This window comes from Nesterenkonia rhizosphaerae (assembly GCF_039544555.1).
Classification (GTDB): Bacteria; Actinomycetota; Actinomycetes; order Actinomycetales; family Micrococcaceae; genus Nesterenkonia; species Nesterenkonia rhizosphaerae.
Window position 1 is genome coordinate 87,029 of record NZ_BAABLW010000002.1, and the last position, 22,670, is coordinate 109,698.

General features: G+C 62.7%; 21 protein-coding genes, 2 tRNA genes and 1 riboswitch. Of the genes, 4 read left to right on the forward strand and 19 right to left on the reverse strand.

All coding sequences use genetic code 11. The annotated features are described in order from the left end of the window. Positions 1 to 56: 56 nt before the first annotated feature. The 3 genes from ABEA23_RS01945 to ABEA23_RS01955 form a co-directional block, all read right to left on the reverse strand. Positions 57 to 1,076, reverse strand: a complete 1,020-nt coding sequence (locus ABEA23_RS01945) for an asparaginase (RefSeq protein ID WP_345476411.1) — start codon at positions 1,074 to 1,076, stop codon at positions 57 to 59. Between the two features lie 124 nt (positions 1,077 to 1,200). Continuing rightward, positions 1,201 to 2,250: an ATP-grasp domain-containing protein gene (locus tag ABEA23_RS01950; protein ID WP_345476412.1), complete on the reverse strand. Its 1,050-nt coding sequence runs from the start codon at positions 2,248 to 2,250 to the stop codon at positions 1,201 to 1,203. Positions 2,251 to 2,389: 139 nt separating this feature from the next. After that, a complete protein-coding gene (locus tag ABEA23_RS01955; RefSeq protein WP_345476413.1) occupies positions 2,390 to 3,778 on the reverse strand; it encodes an FAD-binding oxidoreductase in 1,389 nt (462 codons plus the stop codon). Positions 3,779 to 3,797: 19 nt separating this feature from the next. Between ABEA23_RS01955 and ABEA23_RS01960 the strand changes: the two genes are divergently transcribed. Next, on the forward strand, positions 3,798 to 4,631 hold the full coding sequence (locus tag ABEA23_RS01960) for a sulfurtransferase (protein ID WP_345476414.1): 834 nt from the start codon (positions 3,798 to 3,800) through the stop codon (positions 4,629 to 4,631). On the opposite strand, the gene ABEA23_RS01965 is transcribed toward ABEA23_RS01960, so the two are convergent. From ABEA23_RS01965 to ABEA23_RS01995, 7 genes are all read right to left on the reverse strand, one after another. Beyond that, entirely contained in the window at positions 4,632 to 6,446 is a 1,815-nt protein-coding gene (locus tag ABEA23_RS01965; protein WP_345476415.1) for a dipeptide ABC transporter ATP-binding protein, read from the reverse strand. Beyond that, the gene (locus tag ABEA23_RS01970; protein WP_345476416.1) at positions 6,446 to 7,318 is read right to left on the reverse strand and encodes an ABC transporter permease; all 873 of its coding nucleotides are present in this window, start codon (positions 7,316 to 7,318) and stop codon (positions 6,446 to 6,448) included. The genes ABEA23_RS01965 and ABEA23_RS01970 overlap by 1 nt, the downstream gene beginning before the upstream one ends. Then, positions 7,315 to 8,343 (reverse strand): ABC transporter permease, encoded by a 1,029-nt coding sequence (locus ABEA23_RS01975; RefSeq protein ID WP_345476417.1) that lies wholly within the window; start codon positions 8,341 to 8,343, stop codon positions 7,315 to 7,317. Before ABEA23_RS01975 ends, ABEA23_RS01970 begins: the two co-directional genes overlap by 4 nt. A 10-nt stretch (positions 8,344 to 8,353) precedes the next feature. Further along, entirely contained in the window at positions 8,354 to 10,060 is a 1,707-nt protein-coding gene (locus tag ABEA23_RS01980) for an ABC transporter substrate-binding protein (RefSeq protein ID WP_345476418.1), read from the reverse strand. Positions 10,061 to 10,116: 56 nt separating this feature from the next. Next, entirely contained in the window at positions 10,117 to 11,547 is a 1,431-nt protein-coding gene (locus ABEA23_RS01985) for an NtaA/DmoA family FMN-dependent monooxygenase (protein ID WP_345476419.1), read from the reverse strand. A 256-nt stretch (positions 11,548 to 11,803) separates the two neighbouring features. Continuing rightward, entirely contained in the window at positions 11,804 to 12,823 is a 1,020-nt protein-coding gene (locus ABEA23_RS01990; RefSeq protein ID WP_345476420.1) for an aldo/keto reductase, read from the reverse strand. A gap of 53 nt (positions 12,824 to 12,876) precedes the next feature. Further along, the gene (locus tag ABEA23_RS01995; protein WP_345476421.1) at positions 12,877 to 13,995 is read right to left on the reverse strand and encodes a UDP-N-acetylmuramate dehydrogenase; all 1,119 of its coding nucleotides are present in this window, start codon (positions 13,993 to 13,995) and stop codon (positions 12,877 to 12,879) included. 234 nt (positions 13,996 to 14,229) lie between these two features. Continuing rightward, positions 14,230 to 14,369: riboswitch (SAM riboswitch) on the forward strand. A gap of 209 nt (positions 14,370 to 14,578) precedes the next feature. On the opposite strand from ABEA23_RS01995, the gene ABEA23_RS02000 reads away from it, so the two are divergent. Genes ABEA23_RS02000 through ABEA23_RS02010 form a run of 3 tightly spaced genes read left to right on the forward strand, consistent with a single transcriptional unit; the run spans position 14,579 to position 17,289 of the window. Next, positions 14,579 to 15,472, forward strand: a complete 894-nt coding sequence (locus ABEA23_RS02000) for a MetQ/NlpA family ABC transporter substrate-binding protein (RefSeq protein ID WP_345476422.1) — start codon at positions 14,579 to 14,581, stop codon at positions 15,470 to 15,472. A 45-nt stretch (positions 15,473 to 15,517) separates the two neighbouring features. Continuing rightward, the gene (locus ABEA23_RS02005) at positions 15,518 to 16,615 is read left to right on the forward strand and encodes a methionine ABC transporter ATP-binding protein (protein ID WP_345476423.1); all 1,098 of its coding nucleotides are present in this window, start codon (positions 15,518 to 15,520) and stop codon (positions 16,613 to 16,615) included. Beyond that, positions 16,612 to 17,289 (forward strand): methionine ABC transporter permease, encoded by a 678-nt coding sequence (locus ABEA23_RS02010; RefSeq protein WP_345476424.1) that lies wholly within the window; start codon positions 16,612 to 16,614, stop codon positions 17,287 to 17,289. Before ABEA23_RS02005 ends, ABEA23_RS02010 begins: the two co-directional genes overlap by 4 nt. A gap of 153 nt (positions 17,290 to 17,442) precedes the next feature. Here the strand turns inward: ABEA23_RS02010 and ABEA23_RS02015 are convergent, their stop codons facing one another. From ABEA23_RS02015 to ABEA23_RS02055, 9 genes are all read right to left on the reverse strand, one after another. Continuing rightward, entirely contained in the window at positions 17,443 to 18,228 is a 786-nt protein-coding gene (locus ABEA23_RS02015; protein ID WP_345476425.1) for an amino acid ABC transporter ATP-binding protein, read from the reverse strand. Then, positions 18,225 to 19,034: an amino acid ABC transporter permease gene (locus ABEA23_RS02020; protein WP_345476426.1), complete on the reverse strand. Its 810-nt coding sequence runs from the start codon at positions 19,032 to 19,034 to the stop codon at positions 18,225 to 18,227. The genes ABEA23_RS02015 and ABEA23_RS02020 overlap by 4 nt, the downstream gene beginning before the upstream one ends. A 5-nt stretch (positions 19,035 to 19,039) precedes the next feature. Then, the gene (locus tag ABEA23_RS02025; protein WP_345476427.1) at positions 19,040 to 19,894 is read right to left on the reverse strand and encodes an ABC transporter substrate-binding protein; all 855 of its coding nucleotides are present in this window, start codon (positions 19,892 to 19,894) and stop codon (positions 19,040 to 19,042) included. Between the two features lie 123 nt (positions 19,895 to 20,017). Then, positions 20,018 to 20,491 carry a MaoC family dehydratase gene (locus tag ABEA23_RS02030; protein WP_345476428.1) on the reverse strand — a complete coding sequence of 158 codons (474 nt, stop codon included), beginning with the start codon at positions 20,489 to 20,491 and terminating at the stop codon, positions 20,018 to 20,020. Continuing rightward, positions 20,488 to 20,943: an FAS1-like dehydratase domain-containing protein gene (locus ABEA23_RS02035; RefSeq protein ID WP_345476429.1), complete on the reverse strand. Its 456-nt coding sequence runs from the start codon at positions 20,941 to 20,943 to the stop codon at positions 20,488 to 20,490. The genes ABEA23_RS02030 and ABEA23_RS02035 overlap by 4 nt, the downstream gene beginning before the upstream one ends. Beyond that, positions 20,940 to 21,221: a hypothetical protein gene (locus ABEA23_RS02040; protein WP_044493771.1), complete on the reverse strand. Its 282-nt coding sequence runs from the start codon at positions 21,219 to 21,221 to the stop codon at positions 20,940 to 20,942. Before ABEA23_RS02040 ends, ABEA23_RS02035 begins: the two co-directional genes overlap by 4 nt. Before the next feature lie 63 nt (positions 21,222 to 21,284). After that, complete coding sequence (locus tag ABEA23_RS02045) at positions 21,285 to 22,160, reverse strand: DsbA family protein (protein ID WP_345476430.1); 876 nt, start codon at positions 22,158 to 22,160, stop codon at positions 21,285 to 21,287. 252 nt (positions 22,161 to 22,412) lie between these two features. Next, positions 22,413 to 22,486: transfer RNA gene (locus ABEA23_RS02050), tRNA-Met, on the reverse strand. An 86-nt stretch (positions 22,487 to 22,572) separates the two neighbouring features. Continuing rightward, positions 22,573 to 22,644 (reverse strand) — tRNA-Thr (locus ABEA23_RS02055). Positions 22,645 to 22,670: the final 26 nt, after the last annotated feature.

Here is a 22,670-nt window from a genome sequence, read left to right on the forward strand (position 1 = left end):
TCTTTTCTCCATAGTCGACCTTCAGTTGCCGGTGACGGTTCCCCGGGGGTCCTGTTTTACGTGAGGTCTCTAAAAGGTGTGGTCCATTCGTCAAGCGCCGCTCGAGCTTGTTCCACAGTGCCCTGGTCCACAAGGAGGGCCAACAGAATGCGCGCCTGGGTCACAGGGATGTCTCCGAGCAAGTGGGCACCAGCCGCGACTGCGTCTACTGCACCACCGCCGCCGTAGATGGGAGCTACCGCGCCCGCTGATGCTCTGGAGCCCACGGCGATCAGCATGCCTGCCTCCACAGCGCGCTCGATGGCGTGCACAAGGTGTTTTCCCGGGTTACCGGCACCGTGAGCTGCGATGACGGCACCTTGGGCACCAGCGGCCAAGGACGCCTCCAACAGTGCCCCGTCTGCCCCGGGATAGCTGAGGATGCAGTCGACTCGCAGCCGGGCGAACCCCTCGCTAGGCAGCTGAAGCTGACGCTGGCCAGGAGCTTCGGGGGTGGAGAAGAAGTACGGTGCATGGCCGTACACCCGCCCGATGACACCTCCGCTGCGATGCTCAAAGGGCTGCATCGCCAGGGTCTGTTGTTTGCTCGTCCCCCAGGCGGCGTGAATCGCTCCCCCGAAAACCAGCATCACACCACGGCCGCGTGCCGAGTCGGAGGCTGCCGTGCGCACGGCGTCCCTCAGGTTTCGCGGACCGTCCGAATCGGCCTGGTCAGGACTGCGTTGGGCGCCGGTAAGGACCACCGGGGTCTCACCTCGATGGGTGAGCGCCAGAATGGCCAGAGTCTCTTCCATGGTGTCGGTGCCGTGGGTGACCACGACCCCGTGGACATCCTCTCTGCTCGTGGCGTGTGCCACCGCCGAGCAGATCGCAGCTAGGTCGCCGAGGTCAAAATTGAAGGAGTTGGTGACCGCGATGTCTTGGGACTCCAGATCCAGTTCGCTGTCCTCTAGACCTGACTGCTCCAGCAGCTGCTCACCGGTGTCCTGGGCTCGTGCCCCCGAGTCACTGCTCCGGGACGCAATCGTCCCACCGGTGGCAATCAGCACCACGCGTCGTCGGCCTCTTTGTGCCACAGTCACCACATCCGTGTGATCGTCCTCATAAGGGCTAGCCCTTTGGAGTGGATCACGCAGACACCAATATGTCCTGAACAGAACCTAGGAGCTCGCTTAAGAGACCGGCGCAGCTCAGACGGCTTCAGGCACCATCCGAAGAGAGCACAGTGCCGAGAAACTGGGCGATCCGCCGGGTGGCCGGCAACCGCCCGGCCTCCAGCTCGGAGCTTTCCACGGCAGGGTTGTAGTTGGTATTGGTGTTCACGTCGTAGACCACCTGCTCACCCGCGGCGGTCTCGATGAACTCCACCCCGGCCAGCCCGATGTTCTGGGACTTCAAGAATTCACTGAGCTGCTGGATCAGCGGGGTCTGGTCGGTGATCTCCTCGCGCCGGGAGAACTGCGGAGCCGACGACGCCGCAGCCGCCTGGCCGTCGTCGTGGTGGTCATGGTCGGGCACACTGCATACCGCGGCGGCAATACCAGTCTGACCAGGGGTGACCTGGCAGGCATCAGCGGGGCAGAGCTCGAATGATCCGCCGGAAATATCCACCTTCACGGCGTAGTGGAACGCCCCGCCGATGAACTCGGCGCGAGTGATGAACGGCTGGGCAGGAGCGACGTACTCCTGGATGAGGGTGATCCCATCGATGGGTTCGTTATCGCCTCCGGGAGCGAAGTCTTCAGCGGCCTCTGCCAGCTCGGCATGAGAGTCGAAACGCCGCACCCCAAGACCCTTACCGCCCTGGTTGTGCTTGGTGATGAAGGGCGGGGTGAAGGCCTCGGCGGCCTTGACCAGCCCGGTGTGACCGAAGACCGCGGTGGTCCGCGGGACCCGGAATCCCTGTTGGCTCAGTAGGCGGTGCTGGCGGACTTTGCTGACCTCAAGCTCATAGACCCCGGCGCCGTTGATGACGGTGCGGCCGGAGGCTTCCAGCCAAGCCAGCACCGCCCGGCCGTACTCTTTGACGTGGGGATCAGTGCGGGTATGGGAGGAAGCGGAAAGCCGGGACCAGAAGATCCCCTGCGGGGGCAATGCGCTGAGATCCAGAACCTGGTCCGGCAGCAGCCATTCGACGAACTCCACACCTTCGGCGGTAAAGGCGTCTCTAAATGGCGGGATCCACTCCGGGTTGTCGTGGATGATGTACACCACCGGGCGGTCTGCAACGGGGAAACTAATGCCGGACATGGCGCTCCTTACTCAGGCTGGAGTCTCCATTGTGGTGCCGGTCGCTGATCACAGCCTGGCTGCATGTCATCCGGCGTCATACGCGTTGTGCCTGCGAACCGGGGCGGAAACCTGCGGCGGTGGAGCCTGGGACCAGGGCTCAAATACCTTTGCCGGGGTTGAGGATCCCGTGGGGATCAAAGACCGCTTTGACCTGGTGGGAGAGCCCGAGGACATCCTCGCCCAGTTCATCAGCCAGCCAACGCTGTTTGAGCAGTCCGACGCCGTGCTCACCAGTGAGAGTGCCGCCGAAGCGAATGGCCAGCTGGAAGACCTCATCGGCGGCGCGACTGACGTTGTCCGGAATGAGGTTCTGCTCTCCCTGGTAGACGAACACCGGATGCAGGTTCCCGTCACCGGCGTGGGCTACTACGTAAACTTCAGTGCCGTGTTTCTCTCCAATGGCGCGGATCTGCCGGCAGACTTCGGCTAAGTGCTTCCGAGGCACCGCGATGTCCTCGATGAGCATTCTGCCGCGGGCTTCAATAGCTGGCAGCGCCAGGCGTCGGGCGGCGATGAGCTGTTCAGCCTCAGCGGGATCGGCAGCAATATCGACTCGTGTGGCTCTCGCGCGGAACGCGTCCACAGCGTGCTGCAGCTCTATGGCGGCACCGTAGCCATCGGTCTGAATCAGTAGGAAGGCGCCACCGCGATGGGAATAGTCGGTACCGCTGAGCTCATCAATGGCAGCCAGGCTCGCGCCGTCGACCATCTCTAGTGTGGTGGGGCGAACCCCGGCAGTCACTATGGCGCTTGCCGCCGCCGCGGCGGCTTCGACGTCGGGAAAATAGGCCGCCGCTGTGGCAGTCTCCGCCGGGATGGGCAACAGCCGCACAGTGGCTGAGACGATAACGCCGAGGGTTCCCTCCGACCCGGTGAACAGCGCGGTGAGGTCATAGCCGGAAACCCCTTTAAGGGTGCTGCGTCCGGTGCGGATGAGCCGCCCATCAGCCAGGACCACCTCAAGCCCCAGAACGGCGTCCCGGGTCACCCCGTATTTGGCACCGCGCAGACCTCCGGCATTGGTGGCGATATTGCCTCCAATAGTGGAGATGCTCACGCTGCCGGGATCGGGGGCGTAGAACAGCCCGTGGGCTCCAGCTGCGGCGTCGAGATCTGCGGTGATGACGCCGGTCTCGACTCGGGCCGTGGCCTCGGCGGGGTCGATCTCCAGGATCCGGTTCAATCCGCTGACATCGAGCACGATGCTCCCGGCTCCGGCGGTGACTCCGCCTGCCAGTCCGGTGGCTGCTCCCCTGGTGACCACTGGCACGCGGTGTGCATTGGCGATGCGCAGGGTTGCCTGGATATCGGCGACCGTGCGAGCGCGGACCACGGCATCGGGCAGACCCGGTTCGGTCCAGCCGGAACGGTCGGTGGTCGCAGCAGCGGTTTGCTCACCGGTGATCAGCGCCTCGCCCAGCGCATCGGTGAGTTCTTGGTGCCAGGCCCGATGATCGGGGTCGGTGTGCTGCCGCTCTGCTGCCATATCTGGAATGCTATCGGTCATGAGCCAGCTGATCAGCGCCGAGGAACTGCATGAACTCGTGTCCGCCGGCAGCCGCCAGCTGCGCATTCTGGACGTGAGATGGCGGCTGGATCGCCCTGATGGTCGCCCGGAGTACCTTCGGGGACACCTGCCAGGCGCGGTGTATGTGGACATGGACCATGAACTGGCCGAACACGGACTGCCGGTGACTGAGGGCCGGCACCCGCTGCCCAGTCTGCCGCGGCTCCAGGCGGCCGCGCGGCTTTGGGGACTCAACGACGGCGACACCGTGGTGGTCTATGACGATATGAAGAACATGTCCTCCGTGCGGGCCTGGTGGCTGTTGCGTCACGCCGGCATGGAGGATGTTCGGGTGCTCGACGGCGCGCTGCAAGGATGGACCGATGCGGGCTTCCCTCTGGAGGCCGGAGAGGTGGCCCCCGAGCCCGGCGCGGTGACGCTGGACTACGGGAAGCAGAAGGTCGTGGGGATCGACGACGTCGCCGATGTCCCCGCCTACGGAACGCTTCTGGATGTGCGGGCAGCGGAGCGTTTCACCGGCGAGCATGAGCCCATCGATTCACGTGCGGGGCATATCCCGGGTGCCGTGAATGCTCCCACGGTGCAGAACGTTGATGCTGAGGGCCGCTTTCTTCCCGCAGAGGTCCTCCGGCAGCGTTTCCTGGACCTAGGGGTGGACCCGGAGTCTCCAGTAGTCAGCTACTGCGGTTCCGGGATCAACGGTGCCCACGCGACCCTCGCCCTGCAGCTGGCCGGGTTCGATGCAGCACTGTATCCGGGTTCGTTCAGCCAGTGGGCCAATCACCCTGAGCGGCCGGTGGCCACTGGTTAGTTATCTACTCCTCAGGGGTCCGAGCTGTGCCTGGTGTGAACGATGGGCTGGCCCAATGTGCTTTCGGCGTGCCTCGTCCAGACTGGGAATGGCACGAAGGAGGGTCTTGGTGTACTCCTGCTGGGGGGAGTCGAAGACCTCCTCGACGTTCCCGGTCTCCACAGCCTGTCCGTCCTTCATCACCAGAATCCGGTCAGATACGTGGTTGATCACCCCGAGATCGTGAGAGATGAAGAGATAGGCGACCCCATACTCCTGCTGAATATCCGAGAAGAGATCCAGCACCTGTGCCTGAACTGAGATATCAAGGGCTGACACTGGTTCATCAGCAACGATCACATCAGGGTCGAGCGCGAGAGAGCGGGCGATGGCAATGCGCTGCCGCTGGCCGCCGGAAAGGTCAATGGGCCTGCGCCCCAGGACGGAATGTTCGATCCGCACGAGGTCCATAAGCTCCTTCTCCCTGGCAGCTGCGGTCCTGCCAACCGTGCCGGCAACGGCGAGCGCCTCTCGCAGCAGCTTCCTGACAGTGTGCCGGGGGTCGAAGGAGCCCAGCGGATCCTGTGACACCACCTGAACCCTGCGACGATTCTCTTTTCGAGCTCTCCCCCGCAAGGCGTCCCATTCAGCACCGAGAACACGAACGGTCCCTGCCGAGGGTGCTTCCACACCCAGTACGATTCGCGCCAGGGTGGTCTTGCCGGATCCTGATTCGCCGACGACCCCGAGGGTCTCTCCCGATCTGACGTCCAGACTGATGTCGTCGACCACTGTACGTTCCTGGCCGTCCGGTCCTAGGAACCGTTTGGTCAGGTGCTCGACCTCGATCACCGGAGCTGAAGGGTGGCCGTGTCTTTGTGCTTCATCGCGGTTCTCTCTGGCAACACCGCGTGCTGTGCTGCGAGTGGTGGTGAACGGGGATTCGGATGAGAGCCTCTGTCCACGTGATCGCGCAGAAGGGATTGCTCCCAGAAGGGCCTTGGTGTACTCGTCTTGAGGGTCGAAGAGGACCTGTTGTGCGCTTCCGTGCTCAACGATCTCACCGCGGTTCATCACCGCGATGTGATCTGCGATGTTGGAGACCACCGAGAGATCATGGGACACCAGCAGCATCGCACCGTTGTCGGATTTCAGGTGTTTGAGCAACTCCAGGATCTGCGCCGCGACAGTGGCGTCCAGCGCTGTCGTGGGTTCATCAGCGATGAGGAAGCCGGGTGATGCTGCGATAGCGGAGGCGATCAGGGCTCGCTGACGCTGACCACCCGAGAGCTCATAGGGATATTGCCGCGCCCTGAGCTCAGGCTCGGGCACTCCGACCTTGTCCAGCAGTTCGATCACCTGCGTTCTGCGCTGTTCCTTGCCCAGGTCGGTATGGAGCTTGAGTGGCTCTTCGATCTCCTGACCGACCTTTCGCAGCGCATCAAGTGAAGACAGCGCATCCTGCAGGACGAAGCCGATGTTGGAGCCTCGAATTCTTTGCCATTGTCGATCTGAGAGGGAGCCGACTTCCTGACCGTGGAAGTGCATGCGCCGTGACTCCACCCGTGACTTATCGCCAGTCAGGCCCACCAATGTTCTCGAGGTGACCGACTTTCCCGATCCGGACTCCCCTACAAGCGCAAGGCACTCACCGGGCCGAATCTGAAAGCTGACATTGTGCAGCACACGCTTCCACCCGTCACGGTCGTAATGAAAATCTACGTTTAATCCTTCGACATCAATGACAGGTTCAGATGAGCCACGATCGGACCACTGTGTATCAGGGGCACATGCTTCACGGAGCGCACGGCGCTTTTCCAGTTCTTTGACAGTCATCAGACGCTTCTCCCTTCGAGTCTCTGCTTGATCTCACGGGCGAGGACGGTCACAGCAACTACCGTGAAGGTCAGTGCGAGTGCAGGCCAGAGGACAAGCATTGGGTCGGTGAGCAAGAAATTACGAGCCGTGGAGATCATGGCCCCCCATTCCGCCTGAGGTGGGGGCGCACCGAGGCCCAGAAAGCTCAGGCCTGCACCTGCACCGATAGCTCCGCCCATCCGCAGCGCAATGACTGAGACCAGTGGCCTGAAAGCATTCGGGAAGACATGACGCACGGCGACCTCGTAACGGTTCAGTCCGAGGATGCGCGAGGCTTCGATATACGGGGAGACCCTGACCTGATGGGTCTGCGCCCGGATGATGCGCGCGTATCCCGGAATACTCGCGATTCCCACAGCAATGAGCGTGTTGATGGTGCCACCGCCGACAAGAGTGATGACGATCAGCGCCAACAGGATGTCCGGAACGGCTACGAGACAATCGACCGCGCGCATGATGAGGGTGTCCAACCATTTGGGACCCAACCCGGACAGGAGGCCGAAGAAGCTTCCTGCCACGACGCCGAGCACCGTGGCGCCGAAACCAATGGCCAGGGAAGCTTGTGCCCCGTAGACCAGTCGACTGAGGACATCGCGCCCTGACTCATCAGTGCCTAACCAGTGCTCCGAGCTCGGCGGGGCCAAAATCGCCCGCATATGCACCTGGTACGGATCATGGGGCGCAAGGACAGACGGAAAGAGCGCAGACAGGATTGCCAGGAGAAGGTAGAGCCCGGCAGTAATGATTCCCAGACGCAGCCACAGCGGACGCCGTCGCCGGCTGGTGGTGGGTGTCTCCAGGGTCGCTGTGATCGAGGTAGCGGTACTCATGTGGTCTCCAATCGCGGGTCGATCACCGTGTAGAGAATGTCGACGATGAAGTTGACGATCACGAAGACGAAAGCTGCGAAGAGAACCACCCCGATGACCAGCGGAACGTCCTGACTCTGCACCGCCTCCAGCGCCACCCTTCCGATTCCCTGCCTGCTGAAGACCGTCTCGACCAGCACGGCGCCGCCCAGCAGGTTCGCGATGATGAAGCCGCTCATGGTCGCAATGGGCACCAGAGCGTGCCTCAGTGCGTGCTTGAGTTTGGCGGACGCCAGGCTGAGGCCGCGTGTACGGGCGGTAAGAATGAACGGCTGCTCCAGGACCTCATCCAGTTCGGTCCTGAGCACCTGGATGAGCGTAGCGCTGATGGACAGTGCCAATGTCAGAACCGGGAGCACCAACCGAGATATGCCATCGGTGCCCGAGGACGGAAAGATCGGAATGATCGCCGCGAAGAGAAACAGCAGCAGGATTCCGATGACGAACCCTGGGACGCTGGCCAGGAAAATGCAAGTGTTGGACGTGATTCCGGTGATCAACGGACCGCGTTTCGCCGTGGCGAGTGAGACCACCAAAGCCAGAAGAATCGACACAGCGGCAGCGGTGAAAGCCAGCTGAATGGTGGGGGTGAGCTGGACACTGATCGCATCAACCACCGACATTCGCTGCTGGTATGAGACCCCGAGATCACCGGTGGTCAGTCTGCTCAGGTATCCGAGGTACTGGACAACGACCGGCTGGTCGAATCCCCAGTCCGAACCCACCTGGGCCAGAACCTCAGGTGTGGGGTTGGCCTCAATGCCACCCAGGAGCATCAGGGCGGGGTCTCCGCGCGGTATATGCAGGGCAAAGAAGGTGACCGTGGCCGCTCCCCACAGGACTAGCACTCCGCTGAGCAGTCGTTTTCCCAGGGACAGGAGAATGCTCAAGAGCTTCCGCTGTGCGGCCGAGGCAACTCGACCAGCCCTCTTAGCATCCTTGCCGCGCAGTTGTTCGGTCTCCGGATCAATACTGGTGGTGACCATGGCTCCTCACCTACTCGTCCAGCCAGGCCAGCGTCAACAGAGGCGTACCGTGCGAGGAGTCTGCCAGTACACCGTTGACGTGATCCCGGAGAGCCCAGGGTGAGTAGAAGTCGTAGAGCGGAATCGCCGGGACCAGTTCCTCCAGACGCTCCTGGGCGTCACCGTAGAGCGATTCGAGTTCGCCGAAGTCAGTCGTCTGACGTGCCTGCACGAGGAGATCATCGAGCTCCTCATCCTGAAGACGAGAGGTGTTCTGGCCGATCCGCACGTCATCGGTGATCTCATCCGAGTGGTACACGATATACAGGGCGTCTGGGGTGTTGGTATGCCAGACCCCAGTGACGATGTCATAGTCACCGTCAAGGCGGCGCTGTGTCGCCTCTGCCGCTGGGAGCTGCACCAGCTCCAGGTCGATCCCGAGATTGCGGAGTTCTGACTGGATCAGGTCGTTCAGCGACCCGACGACGGCTGTATCTGCGAACGGAAATTCGACAGTGAATCGTTCACCGTCTTTCGTCCGGTAGCCCTCGCCGTCGGTCTCCTCCCATCCGGCCTCATCCAGCAGCTCAGCGGCACGTTCGGGATCATAATCCCAGCTCTCTTCTGCTTCCTCCCGGTAGTACTGGGTTGTCGGGGAGAGGAAGGCGTGCCGCGGCTCGTATTCGCCGAAACCCACAGCCTCGGCGATCCCTTCCACATCGATGCCCAGGGCCAATGCCTTGCGCACGTTGACGTCGTCGAAGGGCTCACGCTCAGTGTTCAGGGTGATGCGCTGAGGATTACCAATGCGCGAGATGTTGTGGTAGTTGATCTCCGGGTCATTCTTGGCAGCCTCGGCGTTCTGTGGCGCGATATTCGATGAGGCGTCGAACTCACCGCTGGCCAAAGAGGTGAACCGGACTGCCTGTTCTGCGATGAAGCTGATCTCAATACGGTCCAGATACGCAGGGCCCTCATGGTTGAGGTAGTCGGCCGACCAGTCGTAGTCCTCCCGCTTGTCGAAAGTGACGCCCTCACCTGGGGTGTACTGATCGACGACAAATGGGCCACTCCCTATCGGCTCCAGGCAGGTGCTCTCCGGGTCCTCTTCCAACTGAGTCGGGGAGATCAGACCCAGCCAGCCCTGAGCCAGCACGTAGAGGAACGGGCTGTAAGCGTATTCGAGATGCACTTCCAGCGTGTGCTCGTCGATCGCCTCAGTTGACTCGATGGGATCGATATAGGCAGCGGCCAGCGGCGAGGCGGTCTCAGGGGCAGCCATATGCTCAAAGTTCGCTACGACGGCCTCGGCGTCCAATGGGGTACCGTCGCTGAACGTGACATCATCGCGAAGATGGAACGTGTAGGTTTTGCCGTCCTCGCTAATATCCCAGGACTCGGCCAGCCAGGGGGCCGGATTTCCCTCGGCGTCCAGGCTCACCAGGTTGTCGTAGATGATCCGCCCCAGCAGCTGGAGCTCGGCGGTGGACACCTGGTGACCGTCCAGGCAGACCGGGTCGCTGCCGGTGGAGAGGCTTAGCGTTCCTCCGGACACCGCATCGGGGTCGGGTTCTGAAGGCGGAACTGCAAGTTCGGTCAGCGCCTTAATCGAGTCAACCTCTTCGGTCTCAGTGTTTGCTGTTCCTGGTACACCACAGGCAGAAAGAACTAGGGCTGCGGCCGTTACTGCCACTACAGCCGAAGCCGAGCGACGATGAAATTGAGTGTGCGATGACATAAATTTCCTCTGAGATGACGAGTAATGCGTCGGGCTATCACAGCCCCTGGAGAAAGTCAGCTGGCGGCGGGGGTGAGACGCTTGTCGAACGGCTCAGCCGGTGTCAGCAGCGCCGCCGGGTCCCGGTATCGGGCAGCCGGGTGTGTGGTGTGGGGGTGGGGCCCTGCGCCGAGGAGCCTTTCCCGCAGGGTCTCTCCGGGTGTGTATTCGGTGCGGGCCAGTCCGCGCCGCTGCAGCACCGGCACCACCTGGTCCACGAAGTCGCGGATGGTCCCGAAACTGATTTGGTTGCCGATGTTGAACCCGTCCAGGCCAGATTCCTCTGCCCATCGGGTGAGCGCATCTGCGGCCTGTGCGCCGGTGCCCACCACGCGCAGGCCGTTCTTGGCCCGGCCCCCGCCAGCTGCGCTGCTGCGAAGGTCTTTCACTGTTTGGCCCTCGCGCCAGCCTCGGATCAGCACTTCATGGCCGTGGTCGCGGCGCTTGATGATGTCAGCCACCAGTTCCTCATCCCGGTAGCGGTCCAGGTTCGGACTACGCCCGTTCTTCTGGAGCACGTCCCAAGAAGTCCGGTATTGGTCAATTTCTTCGGCCTTAGCGTGAGCTTCTTCTTCGGTACGGCCGATGATCACATGCGCCGAGGCGACAAATCGCAGCTGCTCAGGGTCCCGGCCAGCCTCTTCGGCATGACGCCGAATGATCTGAATGTTCTCCCTGATACTGTCGGTGGACCCGCCACCCAGGAACACCACCTCCGCATGCTGACCTGCGAAAGCCATTCCTGTCAGCGAGCTTCCCGCTTGGAACAACACCGGGAGACGCTGCGGCGTGGGAGCTACCAGATGCGGCCCCCGGACTGAGAAGTACTCACCGGCATGGTCGATATAGCGCACTGATTCCGGCTCTGCCCACACCCGTCGGTGAACATCACCTACGACGGCGCCCTCGTCCCAGGACCCGATCAGCAACTTGTAGATCACGTCCAGGAACTCATCCGCGATGTGATACCGCTCGTCATGCTCGATCTGGTCTTCAAGTCCGAAGTTCTGCGCGGCGTTCTTCAGATAAGAGGTGACCACGTTCCAGGCGATCCGTCCGCCTGAGAGGGCATCCAGGGTGGCCAGCCGGCGGGCAAAGGAGAAGGGCGGCTCATAGGTGGTGGAGAAAGTAGCGGCAAGTCCTAAGTGATCGGTGGACTCTGCCAGCGCCCCAAGGACGATCAGCGGATCCAGGGCTGGAATCTGGAAACCCTCGCGAACCGGGGTGGTCAGACCGTCCTCAGTATTGTCATAGGCACCCACCACATCTGCGAGAAACAACTGATCAAAGCGTCCTTCCTCCAGGATGCCACCGAGTTCTCGCCAGAAGCTGAGATCAGCGATCCTGTGCCGCTGATCTTCGGGATGAGTCCAAGTGCCCGGCGCAAGATGCACCACTGAGCCCATCTCGAACAGGCTCAGAATCAGTGGACGTTCACGCTCAGCCATGCAGCTCTCCTCAACCTCACGGATACAGAAGGGATCCCTTTTGGGGGCCCGTGGGGTCTATTATGAACACAGATTTAGTGTTCATGAACATTGAGCTACGTTAAATGTCTGATTTTTTCTTCATGTGACATGGGTGCTGGTTAACCGGGGCTAAATCCTGGACTTTACTCGGCCGCTAGGCGCATAATGCGCGCACTCGAATCTGTCGGGTGGCCGACTACCTCAAAAAATGTTCACTCCGGCTGTGCTGCCGGCACTAACGCGGGAGCAGGCCCTCACGGCCCCCGCTGACCCACATCGGGTCAAAGCTGCGGTCCCCGTGTACCTGATCTGCCAGGCTGTCCAGCTGAGCCTCGGCGTCGACGTCGAGTTCAAAGTCCACTCCGCGGAGCAGTTCATCCATATGAGAGGTGTACCTGGTCCCGGGTATGGTCGCCAGGTCCGCCCCGATGCGCGCAGCCTTCTTATACAGCCACGCAAGCGCCAAGCCCGCGGCGGGGATCCCGAGCCCGGCCGCCGCCTGCCGCAACTGAGCGGCAACGGCGTCGTTATGCGTCAGGTTTTCCGGACTGAACCAGGGGAACTTCCGGCGGGTGTCACCCTCAGCCAGCCCGGCGGCGTCGAAATGGTCTGTCAGGATGCCCCGGCCCACAGGCGAGAACGCCACGAATCCGATGCCGAGCTCAGCCACCGTGGGCAGCACATATCGCTCCACGTCGCGGGCGAAGACGCTCCATTCGCTCTGCACCGCAGTCACCGGATGCACCTGGTGAGCTCGGCGGATCTCCTCGGCAGTGACCTCGGAGAGCCCGATGCTGCGCACCTTCCCGGCCTCCACCAGCTCGCCCAGAGGGCCCACTGACTCCTCAATGGGGACTTCCGGATCCGGTCGGTGCAGGTAGTACAGGTCTACATAATCTGTTCCCAACCGCCGCAGGCTCAGCTCTATCTGCTCCCGCAGATGCTCCGGCTTGCCGTTCTGCCGTCGCTTGCCGGCCTCCCCGCTGGGATCAATACCGGCCTTGGTCGCCACCATGAACTCGTGCCGGCGACCCCGCAGGAACGTGCCCAGGATCGTTTCACTGACCCCGAGCCCGTAGATATTGGCAGTGTCCAAGAAGGTGACCCCACGGTCGTAAACATCATGCAGCAGCGCGATGGCAGCCTCATCGCTGATGGGACCGTAGGCGCCCGCCAATGACATCGCGCCATAGCCCAGCGCCGTCGTCGTCAGTTCATAGGGCTCGCGTCCCAGGGTCACATCAGGCAGAGTCATGCCCTCCATCTTGCCAAGGGCTCAGCCGGTGCTGCGGCTTACGCGGCAGCGTGTCAGAGACTGCAGCCCAGCAGCACCGGCTCCGGGTGCAGCCGAATGCCAAAAGCCGCTTCCACCTTGTCGCGGGCCGCGCGTGCAACGGTCAACAGATCCTCGGTGGAGGCCCCACCGCGGTTAGTCACCGCCAAGGTGTGCTTGGTGGACAAGGACGCCCGGCCATCAGTCAGCGCTGCCCCGAACCCCTTGGCGCAGCCTGCCTGGTCGATCAGCCACGCAGCGGAGAGCTTCACCAGGGGCGTACCGTCGTGGTCTACGCCTGCAGGGAACCTCGGGGCGCTCTCCGGAAGTGAGGCAGCCTTCGACGCCGCCACAATCGGGTTGGTGAAGAAGGATCCGGTGGACCAGGTATCTGGATCTTCAGGATCGAGCACCATGCCTTTGCCCGCTCGCAGTCCCAGCACGGCCTGTCTGACCTGGGCCAGAGGCGCTCGCCGTTCATCCTCCGGCATCTCCGCGGTCAGCCCGAGGCTGCGGGCCAGTTCCCCGTAGCGCACCGGTGAGGACATGGGCTCCCCCACAGCATGGGTGAGCCGGAAGCGCACCGAGAGCACCACATAACGAGGGGAGCCTTCGATGGTGCTGCGCTTGAGCAGCGAATCGCGGTAGCCGAAGCCCAGCTGTTCATTGTTCAGCACGACCAGCTCACGGCTGGACCGGTCCCATGCGCGGATATCCACCAGCGTCTGCGATACCTCAGCTCCGTAAGCCCCCACATTCTGCACCGGTGTAGCGCCTGTTGAACCGGGGATACCGGAGAGTGCTTCTAATCCCACAAGTCCGCGCTCCACCGTCCAGGCCACGACGTCGTCCCAGGGGTGTCCCGCCGCTACTGTCACCAGCACGCCGTCCTCCCCCACTGGCTCGGCGGTCACTCCGGTGACCGCCACTTGCAGCACGGTGCCGGCGAACCCCTGATCAGAGACCAGTAGGTTCGATCCGCCGCCGAGCACCAGCAGCGAATCGCGGCCAGCTTCACGCTCCGCGTCAGCCGGGAGCGGATGCTCCTGCAGCACCGAAAGGATCTGCGCCTCGGAATCGCCCACAACCCACTGCCCGGCGGGGCCGCCCACGCGCGCGGTGGTGTGCTCACTGAAAGTACGGGAGGAAGTCACCCGCTTAGCCTACCGGGGCGCGGTTGGGGCCCTTCTTTCGCGCTTTACCATCCCCTTTTCGCTTCACCATCCCGGATACGGGTAGGCATTGCGAAAACCGGATGGTAAAACGAGCGCAGCGGTCGGCACGGGAAGGCCTGCGGAAGTATCACTACATATTTTGAACATACTGTGACACTTTGTGACACCTGACATCTGCTTTTGCTCCGCGGAACCGCTAGAGTATGGGGAGTGCTTCGCGAGAAGCGGCCCTCACGATCCGGAATCGGGCCGCTCGCCAACCCCATGTTCCTGGGTGGCACCGGATTAAGAAGCGGCCCGTTTCAGACGGCTTCACCAGCCGTCACCATGCCCGGAACGGGCAAGAGCAGACTCAAGAAGGGACACTCTCAAAAGATGTGTCGAATGTCCGTGCGCTAATCAGCGCCACCCTCCATCGGCTGGCCCCCATCAGGGCCTGAAGCGCTGTGCCCACAATCGGGCACGCCGTTGCCTGTGACGCGGGCCCGTCGTCGTCATTCTCATCTCACCTACAGTCCACTGCGGCACACCTATCCCCGCAGAAATCCTTGAGGAGACACCCATGTTTGCACCAAAGCGCCTAACCGCAGCCCTGGCCGCCACCGCCCTGCTTGGCCTGACCGCCTGCGGCGGCAACGGAGACGCTGAAGCCATTCCGGAGGACCAGACCTCTTTCCGGATCGGTGTGGCCAACCTGCACGAAGGCCACCGGCAGCTGGAGGAGATTGCTGAGGAGGAGTTGGGCTACGAGATCGAGCTGGTCAACTTCACCGACTACAACCAGCCGAATCCCGCTCTGTCCAACGGCGACATCGATGTCAACTGGTTCCAGCACATCGCCTACCTCGCTGAGCACAACAACAGCTCCGGGGATAACCTGCAGCCCATCGGCGCCACCGAGATTGTGCCGCTGACCGTGTACTCCAACGAGTACTCCGATGTCAGCGACTTCCAGGACGGCGACACCGTAGCCATCCCCAACGATCCGGTGAACCAGGGCCGCGCCATCAACGTGCTGGTGGCGGCAGGACTGCTTGAACTGGCTGAGGAGACTGCACAGCCCGAGCCACGCCACATTGATGAAGCAGCGTCGACTGTCAGCGTCCAGGCCCTCGACGCCGCCCAGACCGTCAACGCGCTGCAGTCGGTACAGGGCGCTGTGATCAACAACAACTTCGCCCAGGACGCAGATCTTGACCCGAACGAGGATGGCCTCTTCTCCGACGATCCGAGCGACCCGAGCGCCTTCCCCTACGTCAACGCCTTCGTTGCCCGCGAAGCCGATGTAGACAATGAGGCTCTGCGTGAGATCGCTGCGCTCTATCACGACCAGCGGGTGCTGGACATCATTGATGAGCGCTCTGCAGGCACCTCGGTTCCCGCCGGCGATGTGACCGCGGAGGAACTGCAGGAGGCCCTGACCGATTACCAGGAAGCCCTGCGTCAGGCCGAGTAATCGCTTAAGCCTGCACCATCCCCCAGCACAGAAAGCCCAGTATTTGTGAGCACTCCGAGCACAGAAAGCACCGCTGCGCTCGCTGCTGGTGGAGGTCCGCTGATCCATTTCAGCAATGTGACGCGGACCTTCACCACCGGCAAGTCATCTTCAGTCACCGCCGTCGACGACGTCTCCTTCACCGTGAACCGCGGGGAGGTCTATGGCGTCATCGGCTTCTCAGGAGCGGGCAAGTCCACTCTGATCCGGCTCGTCAATGGTTTGGAGAAGCCCACCTCCGGGACCATCACCGTGCTGGGTCAGCAGATCTCCGGCATGCCAGAGTCCAAGCTGCGGCACGTACGCTCGCGCATCGGCATGGTCTTCCAGCAGTTCAATCTGTTCACCTCCCGCACCGTGGCCGGCAATGTGGCCTATCCGCTGAAGGTCGCCGGTTGGAAGAAGGAAGAACGTGAGGCCCGCGTTGCAGAGCTGCTGGAGTTCGTAGGCCTGGCCGATAAAGCCAAGGCCTACCCCGAGCAGCTCTCGGGCGGGCAGAAACAGCGGGTGGGAATCGCCCGCGCGCTGGCCGCTGAGCCGGACATCCTGCTGGCTGATGAGTCCACCTCCGCCCTGGACCCCTCCACCACGGAGGAGGTGCTGCGGCTGCTGCGCCGCGCCAACGAGGAACTCGGCATCACCATCGTGGCCATCACCCACGAGATGGAGGTCATCCGTGCCATCGCTGACCGGGTGGCAGTCATGGACAAAGGCCGGATCGTGGAAGAGGGCCCTGTCTACGATGTGTTCTCCAACCCGCGCAGCGGCGCAGAAGCCAGCTTTGTCGGTTCGGCCCTGAAGGACAGGCCCACCGACGCCGACCTGGCCCGCATCCGCAAGAGCACTTCGGGAAGGCTCATCACCGTCTCGCTGCGCGATTCTGCCGCAGTGGGAGCAGTCCTGGGCCGTGCGGCAGCATTAGGTGTCAGCTTTGAGATCGTGCACGGCGGCATGAACACCACAAAGAACGCTGCCTTCGGTCTGCTGACCATCTCTGTTGAAGGCGACGACGCCGCCGTCGCCGGTTTCCTTGCCGAACTTCGCAGCGCTGGTGATGGCCAGGAGATCAGCACTGGCGCGACCGGAGAGGAGGCAGCACGGTGATCGAGCGTTTCCAGAATCTTGACTGGTCGTATTACCTGCCAGAACTGTGGGAAGCCACCCAGGACACCATCTACATGGTGGTCATGGCCTTTGCTATCAGCGGGGGCATCGGTCTGGCGCTTGGCCTGCTGCTCTACACCACCCGTGAGGGCAATATCCTGGCGAATAAGCCGGTCTTCGCCACGGTGAACTTCGTGGTGAACACCATCCGGCCCATTCCCTTCATCATTCTGCTCGCAGCCATTCAACCGCTCACCCTGCAGGTGGTGGGCACCGGAATCGGCAATACTGCGGTCATCCATGTCATGGTGTGGGCCTCGACGTTCGCCATCGCCCGTGTGGTGGAACAGAACCTCGTGTCCATCGACCCGGGCGTTATCGAGGCCGCACGCGCCATGGGGGCCTCCCGCACGCGCATCATCTTTACCGTGATCCTGCCTGAAGGGCTCGGGCCGCTGGTTCTGGGCTACACGTTCGTGATCATCGCTCTGATTGATATGTCAGCTCTGGCCGGTGTCATCGGCGGCGGCGGTCTTGGAAACTTCGCCATTGTGGAGGGCTACCAGCGATTCCGTCCGGAGGTCACCTGGTTGGCGGTGATCGTCATCGTGGTGATGGTCCAGGGACTGCAGCTTGTGGGCAACCGGCTGGCCAGGAAGATCCTGCGCCGGTGACCCGCACATAGGCCTGCCCTCCAGACGACTGGGCATCGACGGAGGGCAGATGGGTGGGGCCCCGGCAGCTAGGTGCAGCTGCCGGGGCCCCTTGGCGTTTCCGTGAAAATGAAACGATTTGTGACTTGCGAAGCTCTTCGCCGGAATCAGAAGCTAGTCAGAGAGCGGGTTCAGCACGCGGCGCAGGAAGTCCTGGGTGCGCGGCTGACTGGGGTTGCCGATTACTTCAGCAGCCGGACCTTCTTCGACGACGACGCCCTGGTCCATGAAGACCACGCGGTCTGCGACTTCCCTGGCGAAGCCCATCTCATGGGTGACCACCAGCATCGTCATCCCGGCCTGGGCGAGCTGGCGCATAATAGCCAGCACATCACCGACGGTCTCAGGATCCAGCGCTGAGGTGGGCTCATCGAAGAGCATGAGTTGCGGCTTCATGGTCAGCGCACGCGCGATGGCCACACGCTGCTGCTGGCCGCCAGAGAGCTGCTCGGGACGCCGGTCGGCAAGATGCTTCAGACCCACCTTGTCCAGCTGCTTGAGCGCCTCGGCCTCAGCATCAGCCTGGGACTGCTTCAGCACCCGACGCGGGGTGATGGTGCAGTTCTCCAGCACCGACAGGTGCGGGAAGAGATTGAACTGCTGGAAGACCATGCCGATTTCTCGGCGCATCGCATCCAGGTTCACATCCGGGTCCGTGGCTTCGTAGTCGCCCACCGTGATGGTTCCCGCATTCGGGTCCTCCAGGCGGTTCACGCAGCGCAGCAGTGTGGATTTTCCGGAGCCTGAGGCACCGATCAGGCACACCACCTCACCGGGGGCGATGTCGATGCTGATGCCTTTGAGCACCTCGTTGTCCCCGTAGGACTTATGCAGGTCGGTGATGCTCACTGCGGCGGCCGCCGCAGTTTCTACCGTTGAGTTGGGGGTGTTCTGGGTCATGCTTTGGCCTTCTTCCTGCTCGCCCGGGCAGGGCTGCGGTTCTCCAGCCGCCGAGCCAGGATCGACAGCGGCACCGTGATGATCAGGTAGCAGACACCGGCTACCACCAGCGGAGTCAGACCGGCCTGATAGATGTTGATGCCATCGCGGCCCATCTTGGTCAGCTCAGCTGCCGAGCCTGCCATGCCGACGACGAAGATCAGCGAGGAGTCCTTGGTCAGCAGGATCGCCTCATTGGTCAGTGGCGGCATCACAATGCGGAAGGCCTGGGGGATCTGGATGGACACCATGGCGCGCCAGGCGGGCATACCCAGGGCACGGGCAGCTTCCATCTGCCCCTTGGGCACAGCCTGCAGGCCGGCTCGCAGGGTCTCAGCGATATAGGCGCTGGAGACGATGGCCAGGGCGGAACCTGCGATCTGCAGGGTGGAGAGGTTCCATCCGAACGCAAGGGAGGCGCCGAAGCCCAGGGCGATGAACACCAGGATCGCCGGGATTCCGCGGAAGAACTCCACATAGATCGTGGCAATCCAGCGGTAGACCGGGAAACTGGCGATGCGCATCAGCGCCAACACCGTGCCACCCAGCAGACCGAAGAAGAAGCCCACAGCTGTGTACTGGAGGGTGTTCCACAGGCCCACGATGAGGATGTCGGGGAACATCGGGCCGATGTTGCCGAAGTTGAAGAAGCTGCGCTGGATGGCAGCCCAGTCCACTAGGGCGATGAGCAGGATGACGGCAAGAGCGAAGACGGCCGCCTGGATACCCAGGCTCAGCCGCCTCCGCTGTCGTGTAGTCAGAGCCATAGGGCTTAGTCGTCACCCTCGTCATCGGCCTCGGCGTCATCGCCGCCCTCGTCAGGGGTCTCGGAGTGGAACCAGCGGTCCTCGATCTCCTCAAGTCCGCCGTTGTCCTCCAGCTCACCCAGGATCCGGTTCACTTCATCGATCAGCGGCTGGTTCTCCAGCTGCGCTGCGATGCCCAGCTGCTCGCCGGTGTCGATCTCATCGACGAACACCAGAGTCTCGGACTCACCTGCCTGGTAACCCAGGATGGAGATGTTGCCGATGGCTGCCTCCACCTGATCGGACTCCAGACCCTGGATCAGCAGACCGGCGTCGGTGTACTCGCGCAGGTCCAGGCCGCGCTCCTGGGCCTCGGCAGCACCGGTGGTGTCAGACTGCGCGCCCACGGTGCCCTCGAAGCCGTCCAGGTCCTCCAGGGATTCGATGCCGGAATCCGAGCGCACCAGGACACCGAGGTTGTCATCGAGGTAAGGCTCGGAGAACAGCATGTTGCCGGCGCGGGCTTCGGTGATGGTCAATCCGGAGATCGCCAGGTCGCACTGATTGGCGTTGAGCGCCACACCGGACTGGATGCCCTCGAACTGGGCTTGGATGATCTCCAGCTCCAGGTCCAGATCATCAGCAATGGCCTGGGCGATGTCGATGTCGAAGCCCACCTCGTTGCCGTCCGCGTCGTAGTACTCGAACGGGGGATAGGGAAGATTGGAGCAGACGGTGAGTGCGCCGGCGTTCACCAGGTCCAGGCCGGATTCGTCAGCGGTCTCTTCGCCACCGCCGCAGGCGGTCAGCGCCAGGGCTGCGACGCCGGCCAGGGAGAGGCCTTTCAGCCAGGGCATTTCAGTCTCAGTGAGGCTGCGCATATGTGGATTCCTCATTCGTATGGTGCGGTTTCGTCCAGTGGGCGAAAAGTATCAGCACATTATAGGGGTCGTTAGTGTTTCAGGGACGTGTCCAGCAGGCGATGCTCGCCTTACTGGGCACGCTCAGAGCTTCACCACAGCCTGGGCTTTGGTCAGCACTTTTGTGCGCGTGGGCTCCCCGTTCTCCTCCGGTGTGCCCAGTAGCTCAACGGTGAGATCCACCCGCGCGGTGGAGGCCTCCGTGTCCACTGCACCGATCTTGGCGGTGATCTCCAGGGTGGCTGTGGGTGTTTCCGGGCTGCCGGATTCAGCATCGGGCACCGGAACTGGCTTGGTGAAGCGAGTCTGGTAGTCAACGACGGCGCCGGGGTCACCTGCCCAGTCACTGACAAGTCCCACTGCCGCTCCCATGGTGAGCATGCCGTGAGCGATCACACCGTCCAGGCCGACTTCCTGCGCAAAGCGTTCGTTCCAATGGATCGGATTGTGGTCCCCGGAGGCCGCGGCGTAGCGGATCAGATCCGCGCGGGAGAACTGCAGCTGGCGGCTGCCGATGATGCTGCCTTTTTCCAACTGTGCAATATCGGGACGGCTCATGCTTCCTCTCCTTCGGCGCGCACCAGCAGGGACGAGGTCACAGTGGCACGGGCGGCGCCGTCGTCGTTGGTGATCTCGGTGCGGGTAGTGACCATGGCACCTGCCCCCATGACCCGGATACGTTCCAGGGTGGTCTGGGCGTGCAGGGTGTCCCCGGCGGTAATGGGCGCATGGTGGATGAAGCGTTCATCGGCGTGGACCACGCGGGAGAAGTCGATGCCGGCTTCCTCATCATTGATCACGGCAGCCTCAGCGCGCTGGGCGGCGACGACGGCGAAGCTCGGTGGTGCGATCAGGTCGGCGTGGCCGAGTGCTTCTGCTGCGGCGGGGTCAGTGTGTGCCGGGTGCTCTGCTTTGACCGCCCGGGCGAATTCCCGGATGGCCTCGCGGCTGACCTGGTAGGGCTGAGCGGGCGGGTAGCGGTGACCCTGCCGTTCGGTGTTGATAGTCACGATTGGTTCTTTCTCTCACGAAGAATCCGGGCTGCCTGGGCCCGACGCAGTCCGATGCCCACCAGATGGGCCAGCAGACCGACTCCGGTGAGGATGAACCCGGTGGTGCGTACGCCTGCGGAGTCGGTAAAGACTGCGATCAGTAGAGTCACCACACCGAAGAAGGTGAAGATCATGCCGCCGAGCAGGCAGGCGCGGTAGGCGGGGGTGCCGCTGGACCACGGGTCGAATGCCGCTGGGGGTGTCGGCTGTCCGGGGGCAGGGGATTTGGAGGACATCGCAGGCCATCCTACCGGGCGTGCCTGAACACCCCTGAAGGGATCCGCGCCAGGAGGTTGCGGTTACTGCGCGGCGATGGCTTCTTCGATATGGCGGTCCGTTGCGCCAAGCTCTGCGGCGGGGACTTCTTCACCGTTGATGATGACGGTGGGGGTCCCAGCAATGCCCTGGGCCAGACCGTGCTCCCCGGCGCCGGCTACAAAGTCTGCATAGCGGTCTTCGTCGACGCAGTCGGTGATATTCACGCCGTAGTCCTGCTCGGCTCGCTCGGCCAGTCCCTGCTTCTGGAGCTGGAAGCCTCCGTCCTGCTCGGCAGTGATGCTGCCGAGGAAGTCCAGGTAGTACTCAGGAGCTTCTTCAGCCATACAGGCGAATGCATTGGCGGCGTCACCGGAGTAGGGAGGGCGAATCCAATTCATCGAGCGGTATTCCAGTGCAATGTCTCCGGCGGCCAGCCAACCTTCGAGTTGATCGTGGAAAGCTGATTCGAAGTTGCCGCAAGCGGGGCATCCAGCATCGGTGTAGATCACTACGTGCACCGGCCCTTCGGGTGCTGCGCCTGCTGCCAGCTCATCAGGTGCGGTGAGGATGAAACCGCCCTCGTCGGTACCTGCCGCCGGGTAGGCGCCGTGAGGCTGTTGGGGAGCAGTTTCCTCTTCCGCAGCGGGCTCAGTAGCCGCTGGGGCAGTCTGGCCGGGTTCGGCGTCATCGTCGAAGGCACCGGTGGCGAAGAGAACCGCGACCAGGACACCGACCAGCAGAATGACGCCGAGGGCGACCCCCACAATGAGACCGGTACGCCTGGGCTCAGAGGTGGGCTCTGCCCCGGAGGCAGGATCCGAGTAGCCCGGAGGCTGGTATCCAGCTGGCGGCTGTGCGCCCGCCGGGCCTGAACCCTGCGTGGGGTAGTGCTGTCCGTCCTGCGGTGGTGTGGTCATTTCGCCCTATCTGGCGGGTCGGTTACGCCAGGACCACTCTAACGAATGTTCTCAGCTCGGCTGTGGGGTCGAACCCTGGCACGCTTCGTGCACGCCCTTTGTTGCACGACGGCGGCTGTGGGGGCCTTGCGTGAAACACAACCTGGGTAAATACGGGAGCAGGCGCTGTGCCGGCCCGCCAAGCGCGGGGCTCCCCTGTCCGACGACGAAGAAGCCCCGGACCGCTGAGCGATCCGGGGCTTCTAAGTTCGGTAGCGGTGGCGGGACTCGATCCCGCGACCTCACGATTATGAGTCGTGCGCTCTAACCAGCTGAGCTACACCGCCACGAATGAGAAAGGCCCGCGTTGCGCAGGGATTCTTCACCGAATTTCTCAAGTGAGAGTAGCTGCGCTGCGCGGGCTCTCATTCAGAGCCCCAACCGGGAATCGATCCCGGGACCTCAGTCTTACCAAGACTGCGCTCTACCACTGAGCTATTGGGGCAACGACAGAACACTTTATCACCGGTT

Coding starts and splice junctions, on each gene's coding strand:
- ABEA23_RS01960 (WP_345476414.1), top strand. CDS start 3,798: ATGAGCCAGCTGATCAGCGCCGAGGAACTGCATGAACTCGTGTCCGCC.
- ABEA23_RS02030 (WP_345476428.1), bottom strand. CDS start 20,491: ATGAGCCGTCCCGATATTGCACAGTTGGAAAAAGGCAGCATCATCGGC.
- ABEA23_RS01950 (WP_345476412.1), bottom strand. CDS start 2,250: ATGTCCGGCATTAGTTTCCCCGTTGCAGACCGCCCGGTGGTGTACATC.
- ABEA23_RS01970 (WP_345476416.1), bottom strand. CDS start 7,318: ATGAGTACCGCTACCTCGATCACAGCGACCCTGGAGACACCCACCACC.
- ABEA23_RS01975 (WP_345476417.1), bottom strand. CDS start 8,343: ATGGTCACCACCAGTATTGATCCGGAGACCGAACAACTGCGCGGCAAG.
- ABEA23_RS02000 (WP_345476422.1), top strand. CDS start 14,579: ATGTTTGCACCAAAGCGCCTAACCGCAGCCCTGGCCGCCACCGCCCTG.
- ABEA23_RS01980 (WP_345476418.1), bottom strand. CDS start 10,060: ATGTCATCGCACACTCAATTTCATCGTCGCTCGGCTTCGGCTGTAGTG.
- ABEA23_RS02040 (WP_044493771.1), bottom strand. CDS start 21,221: ATGTCCTCCAAATCCCCTGCCCCCGGACAGCCGACACCCCCAGCGGCA.
- ABEA23_RS01985 (WP_345476419.1), bottom strand. CDS start 11,547: ATGGCTGAGCGTGAACGTCCACTGATTCTGAGCCTGTTCGAGATGGGC.
- ABEA23_RS02045 (WP_345476430.1), bottom strand. CDS start 22,160: ATGACCACACCACCGCAGGACGGACAGCACTACCCCACGCAGGGTTCA.
- ABEA23_RS01965 (WP_345476415.1), bottom strand. CDS start 6,446: ATGACTGTCAAAGAACTGGAAAAGCGCCGTGCGCTCCGTGAAGCATGT.
- ABEA23_RS01990 (WP_345476420.1), bottom strand. CDS start 12,823: ATGACTCTGCCTGATGTGACCCTGGGACGCGAGCCCTATGAACTGACG.
- ABEA23_RS02015 (WP_345476425.1), bottom strand. CDS start 18,228: ATGACCCAGAACACCCCCAACTCAACGGTAGAAACTGCGGCGGCCGCC.
- ABEA23_RS02020 (WP_345476426.1), bottom strand. CDS start 19,034: ATGGCTCTGACTACACGACAGCGGAGGCGGCTGAGCCTGGGTATCCAG.
- ABEA23_RS01955 (WP_345476413.1), bottom strand. CDS start 3,778: ATGGCAGCAGAGCGGCAGCACACCGACCCCGATCATCGGGCCTGGCAC.
- ABEA23_RS02025 (WP_345476427.1), bottom strand. CDS start 19,894: ATGCGCAGCCTCACTGAGACTGAAATGCCCTGGCTGAAAGGCCTCTCC.